The following is a 15,323-nucleotide window of genomic DNA, read 5'->3' as shown; positions in this document are numbered from 1 at the left end:
CCCCGAGTATTAGTGTCCGTGAGCGGCGCTGCGGCCACTGGCGGTAATGGCCGACATCAGATCAAAAGCGCCCACTGAAACCACTTCCGTGTTTGCGCTGATGCCGGACTTAATCTCTATCCAGTCGTTAGCCTCCTTACCGAGAGTGACTGGAACCGCCTTGTAGGCTCCCCCTTCATTACCCGGAACAAATACAACGGACTCGTCATCGATGGTTTGCACGGCATCGTGTGGAACTAGGGGCAGTGATGCCGCCGATTGAGTCATGACTCTCGCTTTGGCATAGGTATTTGGACGAAGGTCGCCGTTGGGGGATTCGAGTACAACGCGAACCGGAATGGTGCGGGTTTCCTCATCAAGCTCATTTGAGATCCAGGACACTTCCCCGGTGTGAAAGCGGTCTGCAACCGACTTTGAGAAGACCTGAACTTCATCTCCGACGGATACCCTTCCAATGTCAGTTTCGGCAACTTGCAACATCACCCACACCACAGAGGTATCAGCTACGGTAAAAGGCGTATCTGAAGAGCTTAAGGTTTGGCCCAACCGGGCATCCATGCGCTCAATGCGCCCCTGGATAGGAGAACGGAGCGCGTACTGTGCAAGACTGCTATCTGCGCCTGACGAATCACTGCCAAAAACCTCCAGTTGCTCACGAATTGAATCGTACTCCGCTGTAATCTCAAGATAAGCGGCCTTGGCGTCCAGGAACTCTTCTTCGCTGGTGAAGCTTTCACTCCGCAATTGCTTTTCTCGCTGATACTCCGCAGTCGCGGCTTCTTTCCGAGCTTTCAACGAGTTCAGGCGGGAACGAATGCGAGCCAACTCAACGCTGTTCAGCGTGGCCAACAACTGGCCTTTTTCAACCTGGTCCCCCAGATCAACAGCCAGTCTCGTAAGCTTTCCCTGCAATAGCGGCCCTACCTCAGCGACGCGATCCGGAACATAATGAACTTCAGCTGGCGCAGTAACGATATTATCAGCACGACCTCGGGGCACCGTTACAGTCTGCACGGAGAGCAACTCCCTCTGCTCTGGAGTCAGATGAACTTCGCGGGCCTCACTGCCTTCAGCCGAGTGCCCAGCCTCACCCTTTTGGTGCTGCCCTCCTTCGGCTTCTTCGGCGCCGTACGCCAGTGGCTGATAGACCAGAAAACTGATCGCGACAAACAATATCTGCAGATTTCGAATCATCTAAACACCTTCGATATAAGAGAACGTTCAACCATTAATTTTCTTGTCATCAGGAACCGGATGACATTGAAAGGGCACCGCCGGTGCTCACTTCCAACGCCCGGACGGCGTCGATATAGTCGTGTTGCACTTGGACGTATTCCTTCCTCACCGACAAAAGATTGTCCTGAGCGGACAGGACATCGGAAGCATCGACTTTTCCCGCTTGAAGAGCTTTCTGCATAAGTTGCAGCGTTTCCTCCGAACGCTCGAGAATCGACTCGTTCATCTGGCGCAATCTGCGTACGGCGGATTCGTACTGAGCTACAGCAGATACGACCTGGCGTTCAGTCGCCAAACGCAGCGCCTCGGCCTCAAGCTCGGAGATTTTCAACTGAGCCGAGGCCTTCCTTTTTTCGCCGGAATAATCATGAAACACGGTCAGAGGCATCGACACACCTGCACCAAAAAGGTTGGAGCTTTCCTCCCGCTCGTAGAATCCGAACACTTTCAGGTTCGGAATCGTTAGACTCTTGGCCAGTTCCAGGCCGGACTCATTCGCAGCAATTCTGGCTGCTGCCGCCTTCAGATCCCCTCTCTGGCGCTGAGCCATCGCGACAAGCCGATTAGTTGGTGGCAAATTGGCACGAGCTACATTGAACTCTCCCGCGACCCCTACCGCATCGGAGGGGGACACTCCAAGAACTTCCGTCAGGTCAATTTTTGACTGCCTAAGCTTTTGCGCCGCTTCGGCCTTTTGGTTCTTAGCTCTTGCCAAGCCAATGACGGCGGTATTGAGCTCAACCCGGGTCTGTTTGCCCCGCTCAACGGACACCTCAACCAGCTCTTTGGTTCGCTGCATCAGCTCAACGGTGCGGGTTGCGGTTTCCAGCTCTTTCTGTGCAAGCAGTATCTTGAAGTAGGCTGACCGCACTCGGGCCTTGATCGCCACCTTCAGGTATTCAAGTTCCTGCTGTTGAGAAGTGAGAGTGCTCTGAGCACGCGACTGACCGAGATCGCCCCGATTGCCCATCCAGACTTCCTGAGTAACCCGAACCTCGTAATTCAGTGACTGATCCGCCTGATCTGGGTTGTCACGGCCACTCAGCTCAAGCTCGGGGTTGCTGGGCGCCCAGCGGCTGGCATGATCGAGCCCAGCTTCCTGCATGGACACCGCAGCCCGCCTCAAAGCCAACACCGGGCTATTCTCAAATGCCATTACCATTGCCTCGTTCAAGGAGACAGCCTGGCTGCCCTTGGCTTGCTGGTACTCCTTGAGTGACACGCTCTCCCCGGCCGTGGCAGCCGAAGAAGGCATGACGTTCAAGACTCCGGGTACTATCAGCACCCACAACAACAGTCGTTTGTTCATTCAATATCATCCTGGCTATTTGACTGAGATACATGAATCAGCGTTTTCGCCGTAAATGCCAGGACGACCCTACAGATAGACCTTTAAATCAGTCTGAATTCGGCGTCATCAGACCTTAACTCGTACGGAGTGCGACGGAACTATGGCGAGATATAGTCAAAAATCGGGGAAAGAAAGGGATAAAAGAGGAGAACTTCATCCAGCGCATCGGAGGGAACTGGAGATAAAAAACGACGGGCTTATCTAAGCCCGTCGTTGGGTCCAATGGTGTGGAGCAACACTATGAACGATTAAAAATCGAACTGTGCAGCCAGTTGCAGTCGAGTGTTGTCAGCAGATTCGCCGTTGGCCAGCTCTTTGTCCGCGAAGGAAAGCTCCAATCCCAGCGTTACCGGGTCAGCAACTTTGTAAAAGTTGCTGAAGTGAACGCTTTGCAGAGTTTCGAAGGAGTTCGGGAACAAATCTTCTGGCTGATCACCCTCTACGCGCCCATAAGACAGACCAGAGGAGAACTTTGGCGTCCACTGTTGACTAATAGCAACGTTGGCGCCATATGCCTCAATGGTTTCAAGGTTTCCGTTGGCGTCAACGTATGCCTCGCCAATACCAGTGCGGCTAGCGCTGCTATCATTATTGCTGAAGGAACTATAAATGTAACGACCCACGCCGTCACCAAAGATTGCCCCTGCCATGACCGTGGTGGTGTCGGTCAGGTTTAGCCGACCAGCAATCAAAACGCCATAACCAAAGGCGTTATCGTCGCCCGTAGCAGCGGCAGAGTCAGTCTGAAACGAACGTGCAAGACCGGCAACTTCAATGCCACCAGCACTACCGGCCCACTTGTATTTGGCGGTTAGATCCGGCGCATTATCGCGAGAGCCGTCAAAACCCGTTGTTTCCGGATTCTCAGCGGAAACTGAAAAATTAGCACCGCCACCCAGAGGCATGGTGTAGCGTAGCTGTGCCTGACGAATAAACGAAACACCTACAGGGCCGTCAAAATCAACGGTGGACGGATAGGCGGTAAACTGCATGAAGTTGGTCCAAGTCTGACCTGCGAGCAGACCGTTCAGCTCACCATAAGCGTGACGAAGACGCAGCCCTCTGGAGTTCGAGAAAATTTCGTTGCCGCCACCACCGAAGAAGTCACCTTCAACGGTCGTTTTGACATCGCCCACGTCGGTTGGCGTGGTTGTCTTAATGCGAACCCGTGATTGTTGAGCATGGGCTCGGAATGAAGGGTCGCTTTCGCTATTAGCAGTGTCAAGACCTGCTACGAACAGACTGTCTCCCATGTCCTGATCAAAATCATAGATCATGTCCAGCTTGACATAGCCACCGATTGTTACAGTGGTGTTAGTGCCAGGCACCATCCAACCTTCCGACCCCTTACTTTCCGCCATGTCATCCAATTGGCGCTGCAAATCATTAATCTGTGTCTGAAGTTCAGTTGCAGATTGCGCATGAACAGACGGGGCCAGCAGACCCGTAACCGCAAGCGCTAGTGTTGCTCTCATCGCTAGCCTGAGTTTATTAGTTTGCATTGTAAATCAGTCTCCATGAGCTTTCGTTGTATGTCATCTGACCGGTATTTGGCCCTTAACAAACAGACAGCTAATGCGCTTCAGTTGTCGGCCACTACCGGTAAGTTGTTCATTGATCTCGCACTTTCCGCCAGAACAACGACTCGCCATTGATAGCAGATGAACTTGAAACGAAATTGAAAAAAAGCCCCCTTAATACCTTTGTATTAACGCCCCATCGCAACCGCTCTTCTAACTGAGCCCTTTTCATCATCTAATTTTATTTTTTCAAGCTGAGTTAAAGTTCATCTGTTTCCATCGGGATGCAGACCATTCAACTTAAAGGTGACTCTATGAGAAAACATCTCTTGCTCACATCTCTAGCATTAACCTTGGCGGCAGGAAGTCTCCATGCCTCTGAGGCCAATGATGGCAACCTGGCACAAAACATGCTATCCGAAAGCAGCGTTCAGGACATGAAGAGACAGCATAGGGTAATGACTCAGGCAGCCTTATCTAAAGTAGGCATGGAAGCTCGCCGAAAATTGATGCAATCGAATAAAGACGACATTTATCACGAGATGATAAAGTCGGGCGATATTAATCTATCTAAATCAGACCAATTCTCAAAAGATCAGCTGATTCATTAGAAATAATGTCGCACCAATAGCTTTTTCGATTGAATAATAGAAACTTGTCGACACACGACATTTTAAAACCAGTTGCATCGTGAATGGTCTCCACCATTCCGTCTTGCCGCACTACTTTTGTAGTGCGGCTTTTTTAGGCCTAGATTTAGTCGATAACAAATTCTAACCACCTGCTTGGCAGACAACATGTCCAGAAAACAACAACGCCCTTCAATAAAACGGAAACTGCTTACTTTCCTGACACTAACGGGTTTCGCGTGTACCGGGCTAATATTCTTCTCACACACCCTTTTAATCGACTATATCCATGACGAGCTTCACAGGCAGCAGCTAGAGGCTGCAGCTAACCGACTCTCAAAGATGCTAACAAATGATAAAGAAGAAATTACAAAATCCTCTCTCAGAAATTTTTCATTGTCTCAATATTCTGTTCACATCGAAGACAGTCAAGGTCGGAGTTTTACAAGCGAGAACATTAAACCGAAATTACAGGTGGTAGAATCGTTCAAAAAGCCTGGAATTTTTCACATATCGGATGATGATCGCTCAATCCTTGGCTATTACAAAATATTTAATAACAGACAAGATAAACTAAGCGTTACTATAATTGAAAAAAGCTCCTACTCCCCAAACACGCTTGACAAAATTCACGTTCTTATATGGATAATATCTTTTGCAATTCTCGTTACGATATCAATGATCATATTTATTGGGGTAACTATCGCACTAAAACCCTTAAAAATGATGAGTTCCCAATTAACGTCGCTTAAAAAGGGTGAGCGTAATAGACTGGATGAGAACGTACCTGAAGAATTCAATGAACTTGTCAAACATCTTAATCGTCTATTAGAGTCGTACGACAAAAAACTTACCCGTTCACGCCACCTAGCCGCAGATATTTCTCATAGCTTAAAAACCCCCCTTGCCGTCATAAACTCCATGATCAATGACGAAGCCATTCCCACCACAATCGCGAGTCAAATTAAGTCTCAACTGTCTGAAATGCACGAGCTGATCGACACTCAAATGAGAAAAACCGAAATGTCCGGTCAGTACATTGGAAAGGCGACACCGATCATTGAGAGAACTCTGGCACTGGTGGACGTAGTCAGTCGAATCTATCCTTACAAACAGATCCATCTTCAAGAAACATTACCCAGAGAGCTTGTCTGGCCAATTGATGAGCGTGATTTTAATGAGATCTTGGGTAATGTGCTTGATAACGCAAGCAAATGGTGCTCTCAGGAAGTTCATCTACACTTGAAACTTCACGATGACACTTTGACCATTCTTGTTGAAGATGACGGCCCCGGAGTAGCGTCACACCAACTCGCCGATCTTACCAAGCGCCAGAAAAGACTGGACGAAAAAACCCCTGGCTATGGCCTTGGCCTATCAATCGTTGAGGAAATCATCAATGACTACGGTGGTGCCATGCATTTTTCTTTATCACCCAAAGGTGGTCTTCGGGTTCTAATCGAGCTTCCCAGAAGCATTTGACGACTACAAGGGCAACTTATCCAGCTTTAGTCAGCGACCAGTAGGCATAGCAGCCCGATACACCAACGTCTCAACGTCAAAACTGTCACTTTGAACTGAGTTTTCATCCGGCGACATAAAGAATAACTCTGTATTGCCTGATACGGGGGACACCGGAACCGACGTTAGAAGACTTGTTGACTGCGTTTTGGGAGATTTCCCGGATCTCAGCGTCAACCAATCAACTCGAGTATCATAAACACCTATCATATCTTCGGCTGCACTGGATTCCTGTGGAATCCCGATATTAACTGCGTCCCCACCGGAGCGTACGAGCAGGTTCGGCAAAAATAGTGTTTGCCTCGGACTAAACACCAACTCAGGCGACACGTCGTAAGTCATACTCGTGCCTGCCACCCGGCTTCCAATCTCATAGTCCAGATGTGGGCCCTCGGTGCCAGCAGGGAAAAATGAAACCTTCCCTTGGGAGACGGTCACCATATTCAAAGGTCTCGGTTCGTTCTGAACAACGGCACCGATTACCCGGAACACTGGCGTGTACTGGCTTAATTCTTCATGAACGGCCTTCTCAAGATCAGGCCCGTTCGGTGAGATTGATATTTTATAGATCTCTGAACCAAACCCCTGCTCTGAGTAGAAAGACTGCCCGAGAATAGTTTCCCGGCGACCGTCAGCGTCCAAATCCTGCAATCCCAAGATTAAGGGAATGAAACCGATGGTTTCAGCCTTCCCCTCGGCCAACTGGATCAAAGAACTTGAAACACTACGGCCATTCCACTGATTCAAAATGAGGTAATATGAGTTCTCTGAAACGTACCAGTCCATTCGGATGACTTTCTCCCGACGGGGCACCTCAATGGACGCCAGGCTCTGAACAGCCCCGCTGGAATCAACAAGGAAAAAGCTGAGTTTGTTTCCATGCTCCGCCGCAAAATAGTAATCGCTGCCAGAACGAAACGCGGACAACGACTTTGCATTGATTGGCAGCTTCGCATATGGAGACGATGAAGCCTCCCCCTCAACTGAACCTACCCGATGTGCTTCAGCATCGGTCTGTACGATGCCGACCAACCAGGTGTTATTGTAGGTCGCAACGGCTTGACCTCTCCCGGTAACTTGAAAGCGCACCAATGGCACATCGTTTGACGCCTCTGGCTCGTCCCGCCACAAAAGATCAGGAAATCGGGCTTTCAACGCCGGCGTTACCGGCGTGGGATCGCCGACTCTGTCAGTAAACACCGCCGGAATACCGTAGAAGCGTTTCGATACAGCGCCAACGGAGGGCATCGTTCCAAACAGCACTTTCCCTACTGCTTGATCCTTTCCGATACTCTCGATACCGATGACTGCAAGGTTTTTCTCCGGGATGCCTGCATGATCAGGCTCCCGCAACACAACAAACAAATCACCTACCTCAACAGTGGCATCGTCGACTGTGAGGGAAAGCACTTTTTGATCACGATCTACCTGAATGACCTTTGCCTTTGCTGGATGCTCACGCTCAACCGCCTGTACCGCACCAGCTAGTAGTAGCATCAGGAACACAAATACTGCAGAACGAGTCATCATAGGAAAAAGTCACTTAATGCGGATTCATTTCGTATAACAAAAGCGGGGTGGCGCTCCCACCACCCCGTTCTTGTTAGAACTTGTACCTTACCCGACCGGCAACATGAACAATGTCCTGATCGCTTTTGCCGTCCTGTAAGGCAGTTTCCTCCAGCGCATCCATGGCATCGCCTGATGCCAGGTATGCAGCTTCTGCCGACAGCTCAAGCGAAGGGTATGGGAAGTACGAGACCTTGGAGCCAAATTCCAGTCCGAGATCTTTTGAGGACGATCCATCGGCAAGTGCAATGTCCTCAGCCAAGCGGTTGTAGACAATCATTCCGCTGACCGTAATATTGGCCGCTACTTTATGATCGAGCTGTAGCTTGTTCATGAAATACCCTTTGTCGAGGATATAGGGCGTTTCGGCGAAGTAGTCATCGCTCGTCATGTTTTCCTGAAAAATCATACTGTCGCTGAAGTCGACATCCGTGGCGATGAAGGCGTCGAAGTCCCCGTCTTGCTCATTGCCATCGCCCGATGCGTAGAGCACGGTGTACGTCAGTTGGTTTGGTCCAAATTGCAGCCCGAGCTCGCCGCGTCCCAGAACGGTCGAAAGGTCATAGTTCGTATTGGGATTCGTAGCACCATTCAATGGGACGAAATTTACACCTTCTATTGTTCCGCTTTGGCCAATCACCGTACCCTTCACGAACATGCGGCCTAGCGACGTCTCTTGACCATAATCCATCTCCACCCCAAAGCTGGAAACGGAATATTTGGAGTTATCAGCGATACTCTTCAGTTCATACTCCCTGCTATTTACCGTACCTACTCCCTCAGCAATTTGATCATTCATCTGATAGAGATAGAATAGGCCCGCGCTCAGGTTCGGTGAGTAACGCTTGTTCAGGTTGATCGCGAAGTTGTCCGCGCCATCCCAGCCTTCGTCCTGTTCTGAGTCGACGCCGCTCTCATTGGAAGAGTCACCTCGCCCCCATAACAACTGATAGTCAAATCCAGAGCCCAGTGAGCCTTTCCAAACAGCGGCTGTGGCGGTTTCAGTCCAGACATGTCGGTTCACTGACACTGGCTGCAAGCCCAGCGAGACGCGCTGGTCTAGCGTGTTGGGCACCAAGAAATCCACATAAGCCCACCGTGTTTCGATGTTCACACCATCACCGGAATAGTCGCCACCCGACCCCTCACCGTAGCGGATGCCACCAATCTCCGTCGCGAATACACCGGTAACTTTCTTGTCGTCGGAAGTTGCCTTCGCCCAGAAGCGATATTTGACCTCGCCGAAGCTCTCGGTCGGCTCGTCATCTTTCAGCGTACCGCCACCTGAGTTACCACCAGCAAACCAGTCTCTTTGATTGGTGTAGGCCTGAAAGCGGTTATCCATATCACCGTGGAATTCAACCTCCGCTGCCGTCGCGGCCCAACTTCCCGACAGTGTTGTCATCCCTGCAATCGCAGTGGCCAGAATGTTGCGCTTCAACGTATTCCCCTCCAGTTTCTTTCTTAATTGTTTGTGATATCCGATTCGTACGGATCGTGGCGCAAATCTTAAAACCAGCTAGAACAACGAACTAAAGGTCAAAAAAAAGGCGAGAATGAAGCATTCCCGCCATTAAATAACCTTAGTTAACTCACAAGTAGACTCTCACACGAACCTTAAATGAGCTTGAAATCCGGAAAAGATTTCAGATACGTCGGTCCCCCTGTATTCAGCGATCACGCTCGACTCTACATGGAAAACTTATGCTCGAAGCCCACACCAAATGTGGAGTCCTCAGAGTCGGCCAAGTCCGCCTCCACCTGAGACACATACGCATAGACCTTACTCTTGCTCGCCAGTTTATAATCGAGCCCCAAGGCCAGCAGGGTTAGCTCCTCGTTTGTTGTCTCGGCTTCGGTCAGTCCGTACTGTGCCTTGATCTTCCAACGCTCAAGATTAACGGCACCACCAACCAGATAAGACGTATCTTCTCCAGGGCCATCGCTTTCTTCTGCCAACTGGTAAACTGCGCCGATCTCGAAGTTGCTTAATCGGACCTTCCCTACGGTTCGCAGGATATTAAGACGACTATCGCCACTTGAATCGGCTTCCAGTGAATCTTCGATATCAGAATCGTAGGCAATACTTCCGTAAAAACGATCATTCTCAAACGTAAAAGAGCTGGAAACTGCATCCGCAGGTCCGTCGTTCTCTGCCCCAGCTGACTGCTCTTCACCCGGGATGACGGCAACACTAACGCCCACAGCATCAAACAGACGTGGAGAACTGTATTGAACAATGTTGCTGGTCCGATTTTCACCAGCCATGATATTTTTTATATCCGCCTGTAAGTCGTTGAACTGGTCAACCTTGCCCTGCGCTGACTTTAAAGGTGTGTCAAATTTTCCCGCAATCAGTGCACCGAGGTTCGCCTGCTTGAAGCCACCGTAAATATTACGCTGCGAGAAAGTCTGGCCATCCTTATCTCCATCATCAATCGATATTTCAAATTCTGCCTTGTAGATCGCCTCCAAGCCTTCGAGGTCGGTATTGAGCGCCCCTTTTACCCCCAGACGGGACGCATTACTCTGGAGCTTCCAGGTATCGCTATTACCGTCGTCCTGGTTTTCATACGAAACATTGGCTTTGCCGTACAGGATAGGACCTTCCCCCGCTAGTGCATTCATTGAAGTTACTGCAACCCCACCAAACACCAACATTGATAGACACTTTTTCATGGACACCTCTTCAGATTAGATAGATTCAAAATGACACTTGAAGTCTTTCAAATGCTGAGTAGATGGTGCTTTGCACTTATTGCAGAGTTGTTACATTTTTAAATTTTTTCTTTGTATTTCAACAACCTAAAACCAAAACCTTTTATTATATCCTTTGACACTGAATTGAACTTGAATATAAGCGGCTGTCTTCGTACATCGCGTCGTGGGCACGGAAGCGCTTTCCGTCTGACGCCAGGTCATTCACTAAATTCTTCTGTTCGCTCCCTGTGGTGGCCCCCGCTAAACCGGACACCACCTTGTTAATTTGATGCCAGCTCTGCCCGGTATTCCCCGGGCGATCTAATTGTTCCGCCCGTTCACGCCCTTTTTCCAGCGACCGGCCTGCCAAGACAATGTCGCTGTCGATCCGTTGCCCAAGAGTGTTGCAATAGCCGCCCCTGCAGCTCCGTAGCTACCAAGGATTAGTACGCTCTTGTTGCCCTGCCTCATCGTTGCTCAAACTCCTTTTAATGTACTCCAGTTCAACTCTTTAGTTACTACAGGGTCATACCGCAAGTCGTCGAATCGCGGTGGGTTCACCAGTGTCGTCAAAAACTAACAACTTAACGTTGACCCTGTAGTGACTACAGGGTTTTAAATAACGGAACTTGTGTGAGAACCGGAGCCGCGAAAATGAGCAAACCCTGCGATGGACAGTGTGGCAGCGAAGATTCTGTCGTTAACAATGAGCTTCAGAGCCCCGTCACCGCCGAAACAGACAGCCAGCTCAGCACCTACAGCGTGCCGAAAATGGATTGCCCCTCAGAAGAGCGAATGATTCGAATGGCGCTCACGGGTTTTGACAACATTCAGTCACTCTCATTCGACCTATCGAATCGAAAGCTGGAAATTATCCATCAAGGCGAAGTCGGACCTATTACCAGCAAACTGGAAACCCTGGGTCTGGGCGCTTCCTTGCAGAGGACAGAAGACGCCAGCGCTGAATCCGTCAGAGCGGCTGAATCTTCTAAGGCCAACGAAAGCGAAGAGTCCGGCACTTTATGGATACTGCTGGCAATCAACGCACTGATGTTTCTGGTCGAGATGACGATGGGCCTGATCGCCCAGTCCGCTGGCCTGATTGCAGACTCGCTAGACATGCTTGCCGATGCCGCCGTCTACGGTCTCGCGCTTTACGCCGTTGGGCACGGCATCAAAATGCAGGTCAGAGCGGCGCATGTGGCTGGCATACTCCAGCTTATCCTTGCCGCTGGGGTACTGGTTGAAGTTGGCAGGCGCTTTCTGTTTGGCAGTGATCCCCAGTCGTCAATGATGATGGCCGTCGCATCTGTGGCCCTTATTGCCAACATCAGTTGCCTGCTCCTGATCGCCAAACACCGTGACGGCGGTGCTCACATGAAAGCCAGCTGGATATTTTCGGCCAATGATGTGGTTATCAATCTGGGAGTTATCCTTGCAGCCCTTCTTGTTGCCTGGACCGGCTCCAACTACCCGGATCTGGTTATTGGCGGTATTGTGGGAGGCATTGTACTCATTGGTGCCAAGCGCATCCTTGCGCTAAAAGGATAATTCGATGTCTGAAGACCGTTCTCGCTTTTTTACGCTCACTTTTCTCGGCTTTTCGGCACTTATAGCTCTGGCCGACCAACTTATTAAATGGCTCGTCCAGCAATCCATGGCTTACGGACAATCGGTTGAGATCACCCCTTTCTTTAATTGGGTGCACGTATGGAATAAAGGCGCTGCCTTCAGTCTCTTTGCCGATGGCGGTGGCTGGCAGCGATATTTTTTTATTGCGATAGCCATTGTCGTCTCGGCTGTTCTGGTCAAATTGATTCGGGACAGCCATAAGCGAACCGAAGCACTAGCCTATTCGATGGTACTTGGCGGTGCATTTGGAAATGTCATCGACCGAGTTTTTCGAGGCTATGTTGTCGATTACCTGGATTTTCATTGGCAATCCCGGCACTGGCCGGCGTTCAACCTTGCCGACGTGTTCATCGTCCTGGGCGTGGCCATGATTTTGGTCACGAGCTTCACAGCCGAGAAAGGTGCCGGGAATAACATGGAAAATCGCCAGAATGGCTAGTTTTCGCGCGGTCGCAACACTCGCTAAGCCCTCTGAGCCAGGCTTAGCGAGTGTTGCGACTACGTTTAATTGAACAGCAACGACCAAGGAGAAAACAATGGGCCACGAGCATGCTCACATGTCACCGGATACTAAGGATAAGAGAGTTGCAGTAGCTATCTGGGCGAACGGTATCCTAACCTTGGCTCAGATCGCTGGAGGGATCTTCGCTGGCAGCTTGGCGCTGATAGCCGACGCTATACACAACTTTTCGGATATGGCGTCACTATTTATCGCATTTGCGGCGCGGAAGATTGCACGCCGCCCGGCCGACTCGAAGATGACCTTTGGCTACGGGAGAATTGAGGTTGTTGCGGCACTCATAAATTACACCACTTTGATAATGATCGGGGCATATTTGATCTACGAAGGTGGCATGCGATTCATAGATCCCCCGGAAATCAAGGGGTGGTGGGTAGTTTGGCTTGGCATTATCGCATTGGTAGTGGATGGTTTGACCGCGCTGCTTACTTACTCCATGCAAAAGGACAGCGTCAACATCCGTGCGCTGTTTCTACACAACTTGTCTGATGCGTTTGCGTCAATTGCAGTCGTTGTAGGCGGCGCCCTGATTCTCCTGTACGACATGCGTTGGGTTGATCCCGCGATCACAATTGGTATCGCAAGCTATATTCTCTACCTGGGTCTAACGGAAATCGGCGGAACCATCCGGACACTCATGCTGGGTAGTCCATTGGATATCGACACAGATTCTGTCATCGAGGCTTTATCAAACGTAGAAGGCGTTTTAGACCTTCACCACGTACATTTCTGGCAGATGGGTGAGCATGATGCCTCCCTCGACGCCCATGTGGTGGTCGAAATAAGTGCCTGGAATGAACTTGAAAAAGTCAAGGGTGGGATAAAACGAGCTTTGGAAAACGAGTTCGGCATCACTCATTCAACATTGGAGTTTGAACATCCTGATCACAGTCACAAAGATGCCCATACTTATGGCCATGGCTAGCAGGGCTGCTGAAAAGGGTACCGTGTGGCAGATATGCTGCGAATGGCCGACATTCCACTCGGTTACGAGCACGCCATGCGAGACGTAATTGAACGCCACCAGGTCTGGGCCTACCTCATCGCTGTTGTTTTCGGACTGTCTGTGGATTGGACATCGTCCCTCGGTGACAGTGTGCCGGATTACTTAATCTGGGGGTTGCTCGGAGTTCTGCTCTACGCCACATTTACTCAAACACCGTTGACCCACCTGTCTGATATGTTCCGGGACCGTCGGTTCATGGGTGCCTTGCTCACCGGAAATTTTCTGGTCATGCCGGCGATCACTGCCTTGCTGATATTGGCGCTGCCGGACAATGACGCGCTGAAGTTGGGAGTGCTTCTGGTATTGCTGATGCCCTGTACCGACTGGTTTGTCACCTTCACTCACCTAGGCAAGGGGGACAGCACCCGAGCCATTGCGGCAACACCGGTTCTGCTGATTGCTCAACTGGGTCTTCTTCCACTTTACCTCTGGCTTTTCATGGGTAATCAGTTCGACGTGAATCTTGAGCTTGGGCGGCACCTCCTGCCGGCCTTTGGCGGGCTGATTATTGTCCCGCTTATCCTGGCATTTCTGACTGAAAAATGGGCCGAAAACTCCAGAAAAGCCATCGGGTTCATTCGCTTCATGGGTCTGATGCCGGTCCCTCTGCTGACAGTCGTACTGTTCATCATCTCAATGACACAGGTCAGCCAGATCGACAGTACCGGCTCACTTATCTGGCCCTTGATGATTCTGTTTCCGGCCTATCTTCTAGCTGCGGCTCTGGTTGGAAAGGCTCTGCGCCGGGTCTTTCGATTACCGGTAGAAACCGGTCGCACCGTCATCTTCAGCCTAGGAACACGCAACTCCTTCGTGGTTTTACCTTTGGCACTGTCAATGCCAGAGGCCTGGGCTGTGGCCGTCGTGGTGATTGTCGTCCAGTCTTTGTTGGAACTGTTTGGAATGATGCTTTATCTGCGGTGGGTGCCTAGTCGGCTGCTACCGGACACCTGAATAATCTGAAACCCGTAAACTCATTTAAAATAGGAAGATCTCCCGTGCAAACCCGAACCCTGGTCATCAGTCTCCTTCTTTTTTGTCTGGTTGTCTTTGCTGGTGCTTTTGTTATTTACGATCGCTCCCAGGGCACTAATGAACCCGCCGTTGTTGAAAAAACGCCACTGGTGAGGGATTACTCTCCCGTTATTGGCCCTGAGGACGCGCCGGTAACCATTGTCGAGTTCTTCGACCCATCCTGCGAAGGTTGTCGCGCCATGCATCCCTATGTGAAACAGATTCAGGCTGCCTACCCGGACAACGTGCGTCTGGTACTGCGCTACGTATTGTTTCACAAAGGCTCGGAAGAGGCCGTCAGAATCCTGGAAACCGCCCGTGAACAGGGGGTCTATGAGCCGGTACTGGACGCTGTTATGGAAGCACAACCGAAATGGCACGATGATCCAAAGGTCGCCGCAGCATGGGATGCGGCGGCGTCAGCCGGACTTGATGTCGAAGCCGCTCGGGCCGGTATGAACTCACCCGAGATTGACGGCATTATTCAACAGGATGCTGCGGACGTTAAGGCGGTTGGAATTTCCGGAACCCCAACATTCTACGTTAACGGAGACACCTTGAGCCGCCTGGGGCCTCAGGAACTGTACGACCTGGTGACATCCAAGGTAGGGTCACTGAAATAACA

The 15,323-nt window shown here is 50.5% G+C and carries 13 protein-coding genes; 7 read left to right on the top strand and 6 right to left on the bottom strand.

Going from position 1 to position 15,323, the window contains the following annotated elements; translation table 11 throughout:
* Nucleotides 1-9 precede the first annotated feature (9 nt).
* The 3 genes from FWJ25_RS12015 to FWJ25_RS12005 all read right to left on the bottom strand — a co-directional run bounded on the left by FWJ25_RS12015 (nucleotide 10) and on the right by FWJ25_RS12005 (nucleotide 4,089).
* Entirely contained in the window at nucleotides 10-1,194 is a 1,185-nt protein-coding gene (locus FWJ25_RS12015) for an efflux RND transporter periplasmic adaptor subunit (protein WP_149600517.1), read from the bottom strand.
* Between the two features lie 49 nt (nucleotides 1,195-1,243).
* The gene (locus FWJ25_RS12010) at nucleotides 1,244-2,545 is read right to left on the bottom strand and encodes a TolC family protein (protein WP_149600516.1); all 1,302 of its coding nucleotides are present in this window, start codon (nucleotides 2,543-2,545) and stop codon (nucleotides 1,244-1,246) included.
* Nucleotides 2,546-2,835: 290 nt separating this feature from the next.
* Nucleotides 2,836-4,089: a DcaP family trimeric outer membrane transporter gene (locus tag FWJ25_RS12005; RefSeq protein WP_223163245.1), complete on the bottom strand. Its 1,254-nt coding sequence runs from the start codon at nucleotides 4,087-4,089 to the stop codon at nucleotides 2,836-2,838.
* Nucleotides 4,090-4,421: 332 nt separating this feature from the next.
* On the opposite strand from FWJ25_RS12005, the gene FWJ25_RS12000 reads away from it, so the two are divergent.
* Complete coding sequence (locus FWJ25_RS12000) at nucleotides 4,422-4,718, top strand: hypothetical protein (protein ID WP_149600515.1); 297 nt, start codon at nucleotides 4,422-4,424, stop codon at nucleotides 4,716-4,718.
* Between the two features lie 186 nt (nucleotides 4,719-4,904).
* Nucleotides 4,905-6,218: an ATP-binding protein gene (locus FWJ25_RS11995; RefSeq protein ID WP_149600514.1), complete on the top strand. Its 1,314-nt coding sequence runs from the start codon at nucleotides 4,905-4,907 to the stop codon at nucleotides 6,216-6,218.
* Nucleotides 6,219-6,248: 30 nt separating this feature from the next.
* Here the strand turns inward: FWJ25_RS11995 and FWJ25_RS11990 are convergent, their stop codons facing one another.
* From FWJ25_RS11990 to FWJ25_RS11980, 3 genes are all read right to left on the bottom strand, one after another.
* On the bottom strand, nucleotides 6,249-7,787 hold the full coding sequence (locus tag FWJ25_RS11990; protein ID WP_058341920.1) for a hypothetical protein: 1,539 nt from the start codon (nucleotides 7,785-7,787) through the stop codon (nucleotides 6,249-6,251).
* Nucleotides 7,788-7,860: 73 nt separating this feature from the next.
* Nucleotides 7,861-9,267 carry a hypothetical protein gene (locus tag FWJ25_RS11985; protein ID WP_058341921.1) on the bottom strand — a complete coding sequence of 469 codons (1,407 nt, stop codon included), beginning with the start codon at nucleotides 9,265-9,267 and terminating at the stop codon, nucleotides 7,861-7,863.
* Between the two features lie 248 nt (nucleotides 9,268-9,515).
* Entirely contained in the window at nucleotides 9,516-10,505 is a 990-nt protein-coding gene (locus FWJ25_RS11980; RefSeq protein WP_226595805.1) for a porin, read from the bottom strand.
* Between the two features lie 675 nt (nucleotides 10,506-11,180).
* On the opposite strand from FWJ25_RS11980, the gene FWJ25_RS11975 reads away from it, so the two are divergent.
* From FWJ25_RS11975 to FWJ25_RS11955, 5 genes are all read left to right on the top strand, one after another.
* Nucleotides 11,181-12,077: a cation efflux transmembrane domain-containing protein gene (locus FWJ25_RS11975; RefSeq protein WP_023011861.1), complete on the top strand. Its 897-nt coding sequence runs from the start codon at nucleotides 11,181-11,183 to the stop codon at nucleotides 12,075-12,077.
* Between the two features lie 4 nt (nucleotides 12,078-12,081).
* Complete coding sequence (lspA, locus tag FWJ25_RS11970; protein ID WP_023011862.1) at nucleotides 12,082-12,597, top strand: signal peptidase II; 516 nt, start codon at nucleotides 12,082-12,084, stop codon at nucleotides 12,595-12,597.
* 97 nt (nucleotides 12,598-12,694) lie between these two features.
* Complete coding sequence (locus FWJ25_RS11965; protein ID WP_023011863.1) at nucleotides 12,695-13,603, top strand: cation diffusion facilitator family transporter; 909 nt, start codon at nucleotides 12,695-12,697, stop codon at nucleotides 13,601-13,603.
* A 33-nt stretch (nucleotides 13,604-13,636) separates the two neighbouring features.
* Nucleotides 13,637-14,638, top strand: a complete 1,002-nt coding sequence (locus FWJ25_RS11960) for an arsenic resistance protein (RefSeq protein WP_206769037.1) — start codon at nucleotides 13,637-13,639, stop codon at nucleotides 14,636-14,638.
* Nucleotides 14,639-14,682: 44 nt separating this feature from the next.
* Nucleotides 14,683-15,321: a DsbA family protein gene (locus tag FWJ25_RS11955; protein ID WP_113880234.1), complete on the top strand. Its 639-nt coding sequence runs from the start codon at nucleotides 14,683-14,685 to the stop codon at nucleotides 15,319-15,321.
* Nucleotides 15,322-15,323: the final 2 nt, after the last annotated feature.

The organism is Marinobacter salinexigens, assembly GCF_008370345.1.
GTDB lineage: Bacteria > Pseudomonadota > Gammaproteobacteria > Pseudomonadales > Oleiphilaceae > Marinobacter > Marinobacter salinexigens.
Note: the sequence above shows the minus strand (reverse complement) of the source record. Positions and strands in the feature narration are given on the sequence as shown.

What these genes read in the sequence shown, in the direction of transcription:
- FWJ25_RS12015 (WP_149600517.1), bottom strand. Translation starts at nt 1,194, where the DNA reads ATGATTCGAAATCTGCAGATATTGTTTGTCGCGATCAGTTTTCTGGTC.
- FWJ25_RS12010 (WP_149600516.1), bottom strand. Translation starts at nt 2,545, where the DNA reads ATGAACAAACGACTGTTGTTGTGGGTGCTGATAGTACCCGGAGTCTTG.
- FWJ25_RS12005 (WP_223163245.1), bottom strand. Translation starts at nt 4,089, where the DNA reads ATGCAAACTAATAAACTCAGGCTAGCGATGAGAGCAACACTAGCGCTT.
- FWJ25_RS12000 (WP_149600515.1), top strand. Translation starts at nt 4,422, where the DNA reads ATGAGAAAACATCTCTTGCTCACATCTCTAGCATTAACCTTGGCGGCA.
- FWJ25_RS11995 (WP_149600514.1), top strand. Translation starts at nt 4,905, where the DNA reads ATGTCCAGAAAACAACAACGCCCTTCAATAAAACGGAAACTGCTTACT.
- FWJ25_RS11990 (WP_058341920.1), bottom strand. Translation starts at nt 7,787, where the DNA reads ATGATGACTCGTTCTGCAGTATTTGTGTTCCTGATGCTACTACTAGCT.
- FWJ25_RS11980 (WP_226595805.1), bottom strand. Translation starts at nt 10,505, where the DNA reads ATGAAAAAGTGTCTATCAATGTTGGTGTTTGGTGGGGTTGCAGTAACT.
- FWJ25_RS11975 (WP_023011861.1), top strand. Translation starts at nt 11,181, where the DNA reads ATGAGCAAACCCTGCGATGGACAGTGTGGCAGCGAAGATTCTGTCGTT.
- lspA (WP_023011862.1), top strand. Translation starts at nt 12,082, where the DNA reads ATGTCTGAAGACCGTTCTCGCTTTTTTACGCTCACTTTTCTCGGCTTT.
- FWJ25_RS11965 (WP_023011863.1), top strand. Translation starts at nt 12,695, where the DNA reads ATGGGCCACGAGCATGCTCACATGTCACCGGATACTAAGGATAAGAGA.
- FWJ25_RS11960 (WP_206769037.1), top strand. Translation starts at nt 13,637, where the DNA reads ATGCTGCGAATGGCCGACATTCCACTCGGTTACGAGCACGCCATGCGA.